Annotated in this window: 13 protein-coding genes; 9 read left to right on the forward strand and 4 right to left on the reverse strand. The window is 35.5% G+C overall.

Annotation, left to right across the window (positions count from 1 at the left end):
• Position 1: 1 nt before the first annotated feature.
• The 9 genes from PFY09_RS15300 to PFY09_RS15340 all read left to right on the forward strand — a co-directional run bounded on the left by PFY09_RS15300 (position 2) and on the right by PFY09_RS15340 (position 8,584).
• Positions 2 to 1,474, forward strand: coding sequence for a DUF4178 domain-containing protein (locus PFY09_RS15300; RefSeq protein WP_271160255.1), 1,473 nt, complete (start codon positions 2 to 4; stop codon positions 1,472 to 1,474).
• A 3-nt stretch (positions 1,475 to 1,477) separates the two neighbouring features.
• On the forward strand, positions 1,478 to 1,675 hold the full coding sequence (locus PFY09_RS15305) for a hypothetical protein (protein WP_228423024.1): 198 nt from the start codon (positions 1,478 to 1,480) through the stop codon (positions 1,673 to 1,675).
• An 11-nt stretch (positions 1,676 to 1,686) separates the two neighbouring features.
• Positions 1,687 to 1,902, forward strand: coding sequence for a DUF350 domain-containing protein (locus tag PFY09_RS15310; RefSeq protein WP_271160256.1), 216 nt, complete (start codon positions 1,687 to 1,689; stop codon positions 1,900 to 1,902).
• Positions 1,895 to 3,409 (forward strand): polyamine aminopropyltransferase, encoded by a 1,515-nt coding sequence (locus PFY09_RS15315; protein WP_271160257.1) that lies wholly within the window; start codon positions 1,895 to 1,897, stop codon positions 3,407 to 3,409. The genes PFY09_RS15310 and PFY09_RS15315 overlap by 8 nt, the downstream gene beginning before the upstream one ends.
• Positions 3,410 to 3,467: 58 nt before the next feature.
• Positions 3,468 to 3,812: a hypothetical protein gene (locus PFY09_RS15320; protein WP_076391904.1), complete on the forward strand. Its 345-nt coding sequence runs from the start codon at positions 3,468 to 3,470 to the stop codon at positions 3,810 to 3,812.
• A complete protein-coding gene (locus PFY09_RS15325; RefSeq protein ID WP_271160258.1) occupies positions 3,790 to 4,092 on the forward strand; it encodes a type II toxin-antitoxin system RelE/ParE family toxin in 303 nt (100 codons plus the stop codon). Before PFY09_RS15320 ends, PFY09_RS15325 begins: the two co-directional genes overlap by 23 nt.
• A 121-nt stretch (positions 4,093 to 4,213) precedes the next feature.
• Positions 4,214 to 5,701, forward strand: coding sequence for an NAD(P)/FAD-dependent oxidoreductase (locus PFY09_RS15330; RefSeq protein ID WP_271160259.1), 1,488 nt, complete (start codon positions 4,214 to 4,216; stop codon positions 5,699 to 5,701).
• 70 nt (positions 5,702 to 5,771) lie between these two features.
• A complete protein-coding gene (locus tag PFY09_RS15335) occupies positions 5,772 to 6,797 on the forward strand; it encodes a hypothetical protein (RefSeq protein ID WP_271160260.1) in 1,026 nt (341 codons plus the stop codon).
• Positions 6,798 to 6,826: 29 nt separating this feature from the next.
• A complete protein-coding gene (locus PFY09_RS15340) occupies positions 6,827 to 8,584 on the forward strand; it encodes a discoidin domain-containing protein (protein WP_271160261.1) in 1,758 nt (585 codons plus the stop codon).
• A gap of 35 nt (positions 8,585 to 8,619) precedes the next feature.
• Here PFY09_RS15340 and PFY09_RS15345 read toward each other — a convergent pair whose 3' ends face one another.
• The 4 genes from PFY09_RS15345 to nadD form a co-directional block, all read right to left on the reverse strand.
• Complete coding sequence (locus PFY09_RS15345; protein ID WP_271160262.1) at positions 8,620 to 9,471, reverse strand: alpha/beta fold hydrolase; 852 nt, start codon at positions 9,469 to 9,471, stop codon at positions 8,620 to 8,622.
• A gap of 85 nt (positions 9,472 to 9,556) precedes the next feature.
• Entirely contained in the window at positions 9,557 to 11,818 is a 2,262-nt protein-coding gene (locus PFY09_RS15350; RefSeq protein WP_271160263.1) for a TonB-dependent receptor domain-containing protein, read from the reverse strand.
• 298 nt (positions 11,819 to 12,116) lie between these two features.
• Entirely contained in the window at positions 12,117 to 12,455 is a 339-nt protein-coding gene (locus PFY09_RS15355) for a DUF3817 domain-containing protein (RefSeq protein WP_087707955.1), read from the reverse strand.
• 83 nt (positions 12,456 to 12,538) lie between these two features.
• Positions 12,539 to 13,123, reverse strand: a complete 585-nt coding sequence (gene nadD / locus PFY09_RS15360) for a nicotinate (nicotinamide) nucleotide adenylyltransferase (protein WP_271160264.1) — start codon at positions 13,121 to 13,123, stop codon at positions 12,539 to 12,541.
• Positions 13,124 to 13,128: the final 5 nt, after the last annotated feature.

Here is a 13,128-nt window from a genome sequence, read left to right on the forward strand (position 1 = left end):
AATGTTTTACGTTTGTCCCGCCTGCGAATCCGGAAATAATCTGGATCTTACTTTCGATATAAAAGAATACGTCTGCAATACCTGTTCTTATCTTATTGATGTCGAAAATAATAAACATCAGAAACACATCAAAGTTCCTACAGAAAATGTTGTATTGGATATCGGGCAGAAAGGAATCATCGACAATACAGAATATACCGTCACAGGAATTATCATCCGCAAATACGGAACAAGTATCTTTTGGAGAGAATATTATTTAAAAGATACAAAGGGAGAAGATGCTTTCTTAAGTGAGAGCGATGGACACTGGACTTTTCTTCATACCATTAATGCAATGGATGTAAAGAAAAAACTGAACGGAAAAGCAATGGAACTGCATGGAAGAAATTTCCGTTGGTACGAAACTACAGAATGCGCTATTCATTCTGCAGCAGGTTTTTTTGAAGATAAACTGGATTTCGGACTGGCAACATACAAGGAATATGTGAATGCGACTCAGATGATTTCGCATGAACACTCTAAAGGTAAAAATGAATTCTTCTTCGGCAAACATATCTCAAAATACAAAGTAAAAAAAGCGTTCGGAATTTCTAACCTTCCCAATTATTCAGGAATAGGAATTGTTCAGCCGTTTTATGTAAATGTAAAACACACCATTAATATTATGGCGGTTTCAGCTTTATTAATCAGCCTGATTCAGTTATATGTCGTTGGGACGAGAACCAATAAATCGGTTTTCGAGCAGGAGATTAATTTTGCAGATGTCCGCAATAAAGAAATGGTCAGCAAAAGCTTTGATTTATCAGGCGGTTCTGCCCCGTTAAAAGTTGAGGTATATTCCAATGTGGATAATTCATGGGCAAATGTCGGCTTAGGATTGGTGAACGAGAAAACCAACGAAATTGTGTTTGCTTCAAAAGACATCGAAGAATACCACGGTTATGAAGACGGTGAAAACTGGAGCGAAGGAAGACGGGATGAAAGTTTTAATTTCTGCGGAGTTGCTCCCGGAAAATACCACTTTATTATTTCGGCAGAAAAACAGGAATCTCCAAAGGTTATGCCTCCATCATATTATGCAACCCAAGACGGAAGTTTAACCTTATCGAGAGATAATAACGGAACCATTAACGTTACCAACAACAATACGATGGAAACAACGGCTTTCGGTAGCTCAAAAATGATTAAGGAAGACACAGTAAGCAGCCTCGGACAGTTTGTTCATCAGACTTTGGGAAAAGCGGATATCGACTCCCTTCTGAATACCAATCTTGCAGCCGGAACTACTACTTCTGCAGTCAGCGAAAATAAATCTGTTAAAATTAAGGCAGAATGGCTTCCTGTTTCCTTCAGGAATTTTGTGTTTATTCTTTTGTTTATCATCGCGTTTGTTGTAGCAGTCTGGTTCGGAAGAAAATCTTTCGAAAGATCAAAATGGTTCAACAGTTCAAATTCACCTTACACCTACTCATAAACGATGGAAACTATTATTAATTACATAAAAGAACACTGGATTCTCTGTCTTATCGGAGTCTTTTTTGTCGGCTGGTTTACTTATCTCACTTTTGACGGCAACCAGTTCTGCGACTGCGAAAAAACAGAAACCTACAGAGACGGAACCACAAGAAGACACCACTCTTCCGGAGTGGGATATTACAGATACTATCACAAATAAAATCTAAAATTATGGATCAGATCAACTTTTTACCGGTCATCAATTCAGTGATTTATTCCTTTCTGGGAATTGCCATATTGCTGGTTTGTTATTTAATTATTGAAAAAATAACGCCGGAAAAAACATGGCACGAAATCGCTCACAATAAAAATACTGCGTTGGCGATTATTTTCGGAGCTTTCATTATCGGGATATCAATGATCATAAGCGCAGCAATTCATGGATAAAAAGAGGATTCCTCTTGAACTGCTGTTGATGTTTTCGGTATTTGTCATCGCAACCTGCGGACTGATCTACGAATTGGTGGCGGGAGCTTTGGCGAGCTATCTTTTGGGCGATTCCGTAAAACAGTTTTCCTTCATCATCGGAGTCTATCTTTTTTCGATGGGAGTCGGATCCTATTTTGCCAAATTCATTAAGGGAAATTTAATTGATAAATTCATAGAAATTGAAATTCTGGTCGGGATCATCGGCGGAATCAGTTCTGTGGTTTTATTTATTCTGTTTAATACGTTGGCTCATTTTGAAGCCGTTTTATACCTTTTTGTATTTTTTACAGGCTGTCTGGTTGGAGTAGAAATTCCGCTTTTAATGAATATCTTAAAAGACAGGGTTCAGTTTAAAGATTTGGTATCCAATGTTTTCGCTTTCGATTATATCGGAGCGTTGCTGGCTTCCATTTTATTTCCACTGGTCTTGATTCCGCAGCTAGGAATCGTAAAAACCCCTTTGTTTTTTGGCTTGGTTAATATTTCAATTGCCATATTTTTATGTTTCTATCTGAAAAAAGAACTTTCAAAACCAGTTTCATTAAGAGTTAAATCAATCGGAGCCTTTCTTTTGCTTGTTATTCTGTTTATTTTTTCGGACAGAATTTTATCATTTTCAGAAGAAAAATTATATGGTGAAAATGTCGTTTACACCAAAAGTTCGCCGTACCAAAGAATCGTTCTTACCAGAAACAGCCGTGAATTCAGATTATATTTGAATAATAATTTACAGTTTTCTTCAGTAGACGAATACCGTTATCACGAAGCGTTGGTTCATCCTGCGATGTCGATGGCTAAAAAGATCGATCATATTTTAATTCTCGGCGGTGGAGACGGTTTTGCAGTTCGGGAAGTTTTAAAATACAAAGAAGTAAAAGACATCACTCTGGTCGATTTGGATGGAGAAATGACAGATTTTTTCAGGAATAATGAAACCATGCGCCAATTGAATCAAAGTTCTTTATCCAATCCAAAACTGAAAGTAATCAACAAAGATGCTTATATCTGGGTAAAAGAAAACTCAAAAAAGTACGGTGTCATCATTATCGATTTTCCGGATCCTTCCAATTACAGTTTAGGAAAATTATATTCTTTACAGTTTTACAAAGAGCTGGAAAGACTGACTACATTAGACACAAAGATTGTGGTTCAGACAACTTCTCCTTACTTTGCCCCGAAATCTTTCTGGTGTATTGAGAAAACAATTAATCAGGTTTTTCCTTTTACTTCCGCTTATCACACGTATGTTCCGTCATTCGGAGAATGGGGATTTTCAATGGCTTCTTTTGAGCCGATCAACAATAAAATTTACCGTAAAATTCCGAATCTGAAATTTTATGATTATAATTTTTCACAACTCTCTTACTTTACAAAAGATATGAAAACCAAAGATATCGAAGTCAATCGATTGGATAACCAGATTTTAGTACGGTATTTTGATGAAGAATGGGGTAAAGTTCAGTAGAAAAGTGTCAATTATTTATTATATTTGTATCATAAATTGATATTTAAATTATAAAAAAATGATAGCTGAAATTGAAAAATATATAGAAATCCAGAACAACATCGATCAGATCCTGAAAGATTCACCATTTAAAATTTCTTACATTATTGAAAAAACAGGGATCAAAAAGCCGACCTTTTTTAAAAAAATGAAAGAAAAAAGATTTACTTCCGAAGAACTGCTTTCTATTGCTAAAGTAATGGAGCCTGTTTATAGAAATGAAACCCATGAAGAGATTCTTGAGTCTTTAAAAAGGGCTGAAGAAGATATTGAAAATGGCAGAACTGTTTCCTTCAGAGAATTTTTAGCAGAGAAAAGAAAAAATTTGATACAGTCTAAGAATGATAAGAGTCGAAATAACTGAAGAAGCTCAACAGGATATTGACAATATTGGAGAATTTCTTCTGCAAAATTGGAATGAAAAGGTTTTGTTGAATTTTTACGATAAGCTGGAGAATGCAATTACAATCTTAGAATCAGGAAAAGTCTTTTTTGAAAAATATGAAGATACCAAGTATAGAAAATTCCTTTTAACAAAACATAATACCATGATTTGTGATCTCAGAGCAGATGTTCTCTATATTTTAAGAATTATCAACAATTTTCAGAATCCCGATGACAATTACGAAAGCATCTCAAAATAACCATTAAATCTTGCCAACTCAGCCCACTCAATTTTCACGTAAAGATTTCCTTAAAACCCTGTTCTTAGGCAGTCTCATGATTCCTTTTTTACACTATTGCAGTAAGAAAGGCAAATCGTTATTGCTAAAAATCACCGGAACCAATCATATTTTAGGGCACAAACTCTGGGCAAAAGATTTTCCTCAACCTACGGAAGAAATTCGCACAAAATACCTTGTTGTCGGCGGAGGAATTTCAGGACTTTCGGCGTGTAGATTTTTCAGTCAGAATCAGGAAAACAATTATCTGTTGCTCGAAATGGAAAATCATTTAGGCGGAAACTCTTCCAACGGACAGAACAAATTTTCAAAATTTCCTTTGGGAGCGCATTATTTGCCATTGCCGAATAAAGAAAATACTGAAATCATCGAGTTTCTGAAAGATTGCAAAATTTATCAGGGAGACGATGAAAACGGCGATCCGATTTTAGACGAATATCAGATGACTTTTCCGCAACAGGAACGGTTGTTTTTTAAAAATTCATGGCAAAATGATATCGTTCCGCAAAACGGAATTTCCACAGAAACAAAAGCGGAATTCGACCGTTTTTTTAAAATGATGGATCACTTTCAGCACAAAAAAGATGCGGAAGGAAAATATTGGTTTGCCATTCCTGTTCACGATTCCAGCCGGGAAGATGAGGTTTTACAACTAGAGAAAATTATTTTCAAAAACTGGCTGAAACACGAAAATTTTGCATCTGAAGAATTACTGTGGCTGTTAGATTATTCCTGTCGCGACGATTATGGTTTGGGAATCGATTACGTTTCGGCTTGGGCGGGAATTCATTATTTCGCAGGAAGAAAAAACAACTGGAGCAAAAAATACAAAGATCAGGTTTTCACATGGCCGGAAGGAAATGCTCGTTTGGCAAAACATTTTTCAAAATATACAAAAGAAAAATTGTTACAGAATCATTTGGTTTTTGATGTGAAGATCAAGGATAGCGATGTTGAGGTTTTAAGTTTCGACAATATTCAAAAAAAGACAAAAAAGATCATTGCTGAAAAAGTTCTGTTTGCGACTCCTCAATTCGTCAACGAAAGAATATTCAACAATAAAAGAGCTGAACATTTTAACTATGTTCCGTGGCTTTTAACAACAATTACTTTACAAAACGATTTCGGTGGAGATGAAGAATTGGCTTGGGATAACGTAATTTACGGTTCTGATGGTTTAGGTTATATTTACGATCAGCATCAGAATGTAAACCAGATTATGGGTGAAAAAGTGATTACCTACTACAGAAGTTTTTCCACCAATGACTGTAAAAAAGCAAGAAAAAAATTATACAGTCTGAAAGAAGAACAGTTGAAAAGCCTTGTTTTGGAAGATTTAAAAAAAGCCCATCCTATGATCGAAGATTTTATCCTGGAAATGCAGTTCCATAAAATCGGTCATGCGATGATTGCGCCGGTTCCGAACCAGATTTTTGGAAATTCCGAAATGGCAAAACAGCCGGTTGACGGAAAAGTTTTCTTTGCCCATTCTGATCTTTCAGGAATTTCAATTTTCGAGGAAGCATTTTATCAGGGATGGAGAACCGCAAAACAGATGCAGCGATCTTAATAAATTGAATATAAATTTAAACCAAACCTAACAGGTTTTTAAAACCTATAAGGTTTCCCCAAAAATAAAAATGAAACAACCTTGGATCCATAACGCAAAAACAGACGGCTGGTTTATTTTATCGCCGCCTTTCATTATTTTGCTGGTCGTTTTATTATTTCAGAAACAGATTCAGGGGCTGGAAAATCATTATTCCTTTTACACATGGCTTTTCCTGATTGTTTTCGTAGATGTTGCGCATGTGTATTCAACCTTATTTAAAACGTATTTCGTTAAAGAAGAAATCAGGAAAAGAAAACTGTTGTACTATGGAATTCCTGCATTGAGCTGGATTTTGGGATTGATTTTATACCAGTTCGGAAGTCTTACCTTTTGGTCGGTGTTGGCTTTAATTGCTGTTTTTCATTTTATAAGGCAGCAATATGGGTTCATGAGAATTTATGCCAGATTTGAACCCAATAACTGGAGTAAAAAATTGGATGAAATTGCGGTGTATTCTGCCACAATTTTTCCGATGTTGTATTGGTTTAAAACACCGAGAGCTTTTACGTGGTTTGTACAAAATGAATTCAACTGGCTTCAGCATCTTCCGGATTATATATCAGTCATTAAGATTTTATATTTCGGGATTTTAATGATTTGGATCGTAAAAACGGTTTATGAAATTTTTAAAACCAGACAATTTAATATTCCGAAAATTGCGTTAATTTCAGGGACTTATCTTTCGTGGTATTTCGGAATTGTTTATTTCAACAACGATTTGGTTTTCACTTTCCTGAATGTCATTTCACACGGAATTCCTTACATTGCTTTAATTTACATCAGAGAAATTCAACAAAAAGAAGATCAAAATCTAAACCGTCTTTCTTTATTCAAGTCTACCTTCGGGATATTTTTGTTTATTCTCGTCATTCTTGCTTTTGCATTTTTCGAAGAGTTTTTATGGGAAATATTGGTTTGGAATGAACATTTTTTATTACATCTGAATGTTTCTTTAGACTGGTTTCAGTTTTTAGTTCCTTTATTAGTCGTTCCTCAGCTTACGCATTACTTATTGGATGGCTTTATTTGGAGAAAACCGAAAAAAGTTAATTAATTTTGTCCTCAAAGTTAAAACATATGAAAATGCAGAAGTGCCTCCTTTCATTCATGCTTTTGTTGGGATTTTTCAGTTTAAATGCTCAGCAGAAGACATTTTGTAACCCGATTAATATTGATTACGGGTATACTCCGTTCGAAGTTTTTTCAAAACAGGGAAAACACCGTGCAACAGCCGATCCGGTGATTGTTAATTTTAAAAACAAGCTCTTTCTTTTTTCCACCAATCAGGAAGGATACTGGTACAGCGACGATATGCTCGACTGGAAGTTTGTTCACCGAAAATTTCTGAGAGACAATAAATATACCCACGATCTGAACGCTCCTGCAGTTTGGGCAATGAAAGATACGTTATACGTTTTCGGATCTACATGGGAACAGGATTTCCCGATCTGGAAAAGTACCAATCCTACCAAAGACGACTGGAAAATTGCCGTCGATACTTTAAAAGTCGGAGCATGGGATCCCGCATTTCATTATGATGAAGACAAAAACAAGCTGTACTTGTATTGGGGATCAAGCAACGAATGGCCATTGTTGGGAACCGAAGTAAAAGTAAATACCCTTCAGTCCGAAGGTTTTGTAAAGCCGACCATCAGGTTAAAACCGGAAGATCATGGTTGGGAAAGATTCGGGGAATATAATGACAATGTTTTCTTACAGCCATTCGTAGAAGGAGCGTGGATGACGAAGCATAATGGTAAATATTATCTTCAGTACGGAGCTCCTGCAACGGAATTCAGCGGATATTCGGACGGAGTTTATGTGAGTAATAAGCCTTTGGAAGGTTTTGAATATCAACAGCATAATCCGTTTTCTTACAAACCGGGAGGTTTTGCAAGAGGAGCAGGACACGGTGCTACGTTTGAGGATAATTATAAAAATTGGTGGCATATTTCAACTATTTTTATTTCAACCAAAAACAATTTTGAAAGACGTTTGGGAATCTGGCCTGCCGGTTTTGATAAAGATGATGTAATGTATTGCAACACGGCTTACGGAGATTATCCGACGTATCTTCCGCAATATGCACAGGGAAAAGATTTCTCTAAAGGACTTTTTGCCGGATGGATGCTGCTGAATTACAATAAGTCGGTTCAGGTTTCATCCACTTTAGGTGGCTATCATTCCAATTATGCGGTGGATGAAGATATTAAAACGTACTGGAGTGCCAAAACAGGGAATTCCGGAGAGTGGTTTCAGACGGATTTAGGAGAGGTTTCTACCATCAATGCGATTCAGATCAATTATGCCGATCAGGATGTTGAGTTTATGGGAAAAACGCTGGGCAAAATGCATCAGTATAAAATCTATGGTTCGGATGACGGTAAAAAATGGAATGTTATTGTGGATAAAAGCAAAAACAACAAAGATGTTCCTCATGATTATGTAGAGCTGGAAAAACCTGCAAAAGCGAGATTTCTGAAAATGGAAAATCTGAAAATGCCCACCGGAAAATTTGCATTAAGCGGATTCAGAGTTTTTGGAAAAGGCGCAGGAGCAGTTCCCGGAAAAGTTCAGAGTTTTGTTCCGTTGAGATCTGATCCTAAGAAATACGGCGAAAGAAGAAGCATCTGGATGAAATGGCAGCAGAACTCTGATGCAGACGGATACGTGATTTATTGGGGGAAATCTCCAGAGAAATTATACGGAAGCATTATGGTGTATGGTAAAAATGAATATTTCTTCACCGGAGCCGACAGAGCGGATGCATATTATTTCCAGATCGAAGCTTTCAATGCGAATGGAGTTTCGGAAAGATCGGAGATTTTTAAGTCTGAATAAAAATATTAATAAACGCTTTGAGTTTTTCAGAGCGTTTATTTTTTGTCGATATTCTTCATAAATCCCTCAATTTTATTGACCAGAAAATCTGCATTGGAAGACTGATCCCAGCCGAGATGATCTCCGGTAAATTCATAAGATTCATGATACACTTTATTTTCTGATAGAACCGAGTCCAGCGTTTTCTTTTGAGACATTGGAACCACATGGTCATTAATTCCGTAATAAGAAAGGATAGGAGCGGAAGTTGGAGTAATCCAGTGAACCGGACTTCCAAAGTCCATTAGCGTTGTTTTGCTGTCAACGATTTTAGGATCAATCAAATGTTTCTCTACAAAAGCATAATCTTCATAATTTTTAAATCCTGAATCGTTCAGATCAGTGGGACCGACGATATTGATAACTGCTTTTACCTTTCTGTCCGGATCAAATTTATAAGCATACAACATTGCTAAATGTCCGCCCGCGCTATTACCGAGAAGAATATATTTGGGATGAATTTTTAAGGTTTTTTCTACATTGTTCATGGCACTGGTAATATCATCTGTTTGACTGGGAAGTGCAAAACGTTTAGATGATGCAAGCCTATAATCCAGATTGACAAAAATATGTTCAGGAAATTTTTTCATCAGATCATAAGTGAAATCCGTAAGCTGAGATCTCCTTCCGCCACGCCAACCGCCACCGTGAATAACGACGAAAACGTCTTTATCTTTTAAAGAAGCCTTAGGAATATAAACGTCCATTTTCTGTTCCCTGTCTTTTCTGTAAGAAATATTTTTTTCTATCGTAAAAGATTTATCACTTCCGAAATCAATGGTGTTTTGTTTACAACCTAAAAGTGTAAGAAGAAATAAACCTGTTAAAACAATTAAACGACTCTTCATCATTGAATTTTAATTAAAAATAAAAAAACTCGCCGATTTCTCAGCGAGTTTACCACAAAAAATGATTTATATGAAGAAATGATTGTTATCTGGTTCTGTTTTTAATTTCGTCTGAAGCACTTTCGATGTTTCTTACCTTTTTCACTTTCTGGTTTCCGAAATTGTAAGTAATGCTTACATTAATGCTTCTTTTGTACATGTCGTTTTTAATATAATTGTAATTTCCGGAAGCCTGTAAATCTTCAATTTCCACGACATTGGTTCTTAAAACATCATTCAGATTCACCGCAAAAGTCCAGTCGTTCCAGTTTTTCTTAATGCTCAGATCTAAACTTGCTAAGTTTTTCAGCATACCAAGTTCTATCTGCTGTTTATCCACATAGAAGAAATTTATGCCTAAGAACCATGTTTTCTTTTTGTCTAAACGGATGGTATTGTTACTGGTAATCACCATACTTGCCGACTTTCTGTTGTTTACATAAGTGTCAAAAACCTGTCCTGTTGTAGGATCTGTATCTAATGTTCCGTTGTTGATGTTATACTGTACACCCGCATTGAAGTTTAATGTAAGATATTGCTTGAATAAAGATTTCTGAATTCCCAGCATGGCAGACATTTCCTGCTTGTCTCCGAAATTGGTTCTGATGTAGGCTAACTGAACTCTTTTTTGATTGGTTTTCGGATCGATATAGCTTCTCTGCAACGGAACCTGCGTAATCTGGTCTTTTTCATAGGTATGATTCAAAATCAGGAAATAAGAATTTTTGTACATATACGTTAGCTCCTGATTGTAGGTAGAAGACGCTTTTACGAAAGGATTATTTTGAGTATAATTATCTTCCGTAATAAGATTTTTTACAGGGTTCAGTTCCCAAAAGCTTGGTCTTCTCATTCTGCTTGAAAAGGAATAGGAAATATTGTTCTTATCGTTAATAGCATAATTGAAACTTAAATAAGGTAAAAGATTATTATAATTTCTTTCGATCTGTTGATTGGTTTCTACATTGTTTTTCCAACTATCTGCGGTTCCTAAGCTATTCGTGATTTCGTATCTTGCTCCGATTTTTCCTGAAAACTTATCCGAAAACTTTTTTTCAAAAGTTACATACAGCCCATAAATATTTTCATTGTAAATAAAATGGTTAAAATCATTTTGAGAAGCTAACTGGTTGCCGGAAAGATCGTATGGATATGAATAATTTTTGGTGTCGTTGTCAGTTTTTGTTTTATTGTAATTTCCTCCGGCAGAGAACGTAAAATCGTTTTTAAATTTCTGAATATAATCTACCGTTCCAGAAAAATTGTTAATAACCTGCGGAAGATCCTGAATTATTTTGCTGCTGTTTTGGGTGAAATTTCCTGCCGCATCCTGAATCAGCGTGTTATTATTCGTGTACTGAAATCTTTTATAATTAAGATAAGCTGCATTCACGTTCAGTTTGCTTCCTAAAGAATCAAGCTTTACTTCATAGTTTAAATTTACAGAATTGTTATAGCTTCTTGCGTCCTCTTTATTTTTAGTTTTAGTATAAGCGGTTGATAGTATATTGCCGTTAGTATCATATTTTGTAATCGTGTTCATCAGATCAATCGTAGAATTGTAGCTTTTGTTTGCCCATGTATTCCATGATAAAGCCAGATTACTTTTGTCATTCAACTGATAATCAATATTCAGATAACCTCCTAAATTTTTGTTTGGATCATCAATGTTACCAACAGATTCATTCTGTACATTTTCAGATCGGTTTCTCAGAACGTATGCTTGTGGATTGATATTTTCGCCACCACTAAGATTCGCATTAATTCCAAGTTTGTCTTTTCTGTAATTGACAGAGAAACTGGCGTTGCTTGCATTGTATTTACTCTGGGTATTAGACATTCTCATGTTTCCGCTGGTTCCGTCGCTCATTTTTTTCTTCAGCACGATATTGATGATCCCATCGGAAGATTCCACCTGATATTCACTTCCCGGAACTGTAATCACTTCAATTTTCTGGATATTTTCTGCGGGTGTATTTTTCAGAAACTGAACCAGAGATTCTGCATCCATATTGCTTTTTCTGCCGTTAATGTAGATTAGCGCATTGTTCTTTCCTGCAATTTTTAATGTCTTATCATCAGTCGTAGACAAAAGGGGAGTCTGTTTCAGAATATCGAACGTTGTATTGCCTTTTGCAATGGGAGATGCAGCAACATCATATACAAAACGGTCGCTTTGTTTTTTGAAAACCTGCTTGGTTAAAGTAACTCCTTCTATGCTTTTTGTTTTTACAGTATCCTTTTTAGTTTGCTGAGCGAAAGATAATCCACTAAAGAATATAGCTGCGATAAGAATGGGCGTTTTCATGTTTTATAATTTTAGAGAGTTTTTTAATAGCTTGTATTTGTTATTATTTAACATTGCAAAGATATATAATAAATTAAGTATCTTGCAATACAAAGTACTTAAAAAGTTTTTAAATTAAATTTAACTAATTGATTTTCAGTTAATAAAATTTTATATTAATTTTTTTGCTTTTATTCCTTTGCTGTTAATAAGACAATTTTGAGCATGATTGTATTACATTTCAGGATGAAATTTCTGAAATGTTATTATGGCGAAAAAAGAAAAAAGAACCGAAAAGGTCCTTTTTTATGTTCAATTGTTATTCTCTGTCGAAACGGGCCAATTTTTTATCAATCCAGATGGTGGCAAACGGGAAGAAGGCAGCAATTAAGGCAAAAACGCTGTCTTCATCGTCCCAGATGTAAATTTTTCTTATCGCGGGTAAAAAGATCAGATAAAGAGAAAAAAAGAAACCGTGAATACTTCCGATGGTACTGATGTAAACAATAGGAAGAATTTCATCGGGATTGGTACGGATCCAGATCATAGCCGTGAAAAGAAAAAACCACGAAACGGCTTCTGCAAGACAGATATTCTTAAACCATTTAATGATTTTTTCCTGAGGGTATTTTGAGAAAAATTTTTCGATGAAGTTCATAGTATTGAATTGAGAATTCGGTTTATGAGTTGAAATTACAGTTATTAATTCTAATCTCTACGTCTGATTTCCTGAATACAAAATTACTTATAAAAACTGCTTCCATCCAAATAATCAAAAACTTCGGGAGGAAGCATCGGTCTTACATTTTTTCCGCTTTTAATCATGTTTCGGATTTCTGTTGCGGAAAGCTCAATAATAAGCGCGTTGACTAGAGAAATATTTTCGTGCTGCAGATATTCGGAATCTTTTTTTTCACCTTCAAAAACCCTCGGATAAACAATGATGTGATGATTCTTAATCAAAGTTTCAGCATTCTTCCATTTATGAAGGCTTTCCAGATTATCTTCTCCCATGATTAAACTAAAAGAATAGTCGGGATATTTCTCGTGAAGATAAGTCAGCGTATCAATTGTATAACTTGGCTGCGGAAGCGAAAACTCCACATTTGAAGCACGCATTTTCGGATAATTTTTTACGGCAAGTTGCACCATATCCAGTCGGTTATGATCTTTTAACAAAGATTTTTTTTCTTTAAAAGGATTTTGCGGACTTACCACAAACCAAAGTTCATCCATATCGGAATTTTCCAGAATGTAATTGGCTAAAATTAAATGACCAATATGAATCGGGTTAAACGAACCGAAAAATAAACCAATTTTTTTCATAAAAA

This window comes from Chryseobacterium gambrini, from assembly GCF_027920505.1.
GTDB classification, from domain to species: domain Bacteria; phylum Bacteroidota; class Bacteroidia; order Flavobacteriales; family Weeksellaceae; genus Chryseobacterium; species Chryseobacterium gambrini.

Bases quoted from the DNA above. Each gene is read 5' to 3' on its own strand.
- PFY09_RS15355 (WP_087707955.1), bottom strand. From the start codon at position 12,455: ATGAACTTCATCGAAAAATTTTTCTCAAAATACCCTCAGGAAAAAATC.
- PFY09_RS15345 (WP_271160262.1), bottom strand. From the start codon at position 9,471: ATGAAGAGTCGTTTAATTGTTTTAACAGGTTTATTTCTTCTTACACTT.
- PFY09_RS15325 (WP_271160258.1), top strand. From the start codon at position 3,790: ATGATAAGAGTCGAAATAACTGAAGAAGCTCAACAGGATATTGACAAT.
- PFY09_RS15310 (WP_271160256.1), top strand. From the start codon at position 1,687: ATGGATCAGATCAACTTTTTACCGGTCATCAATTCAGTGATTTATTCC.
- PFY09_RS15335 (WP_271160260.1), top strand. From the start codon at position 5,772: ATGAAACAACCTTGGATCCATAACGCAAAAACAGACGGCTGGTTTATT.
- nadD (WP_271160264.1), bottom strand. From the start codon at position 13,123: ATGAAAAAAATTGGTTTATTTTTCGGTTCGTTTAACCCGATTCATATT.
- PFY09_RS15340 (WP_271160261.1), top strand. From the start codon at position 6,827: ATGCAGAAGTGCCTCCTTTCATTCATGCTTTTGTTGGGATTTTTCAGT.
- PFY09_RS15315 (WP_271160257.1), top strand. From the start codon at position 1,895: ATGGATAAAAAGAGGATTCCTCTTGAACTGCTGTTGATGTTTTCGGTA.
- PFY09_RS15320 (WP_076391904.1), top strand. From the start codon at position 3,468: ATGATAGCTGAAATTGAAAAATATATAGAAATCCAGAACAACATCGAT.
- PFY09_RS15300 (WP_271160255.1), top strand. From the start codon at position 2: ATGTTTTACGTTTGTCCCGCCTGCGAATCCGGAAATAATCTGGATCTT.
- PFY09_RS15305 (WP_228423024.1), top strand. From the start codon at position 1,478: ATGGAAACTATTATTAATTACATAAAAGAACACTGGATTCTCTGTCTT.
- PFY09_RS15350 (WP_271160263.1), bottom strand. From the start codon at position 11,818: ATGAAAACGCCCATTCTTATCGCAGCTATATTCTTTAGTGGATTATCT.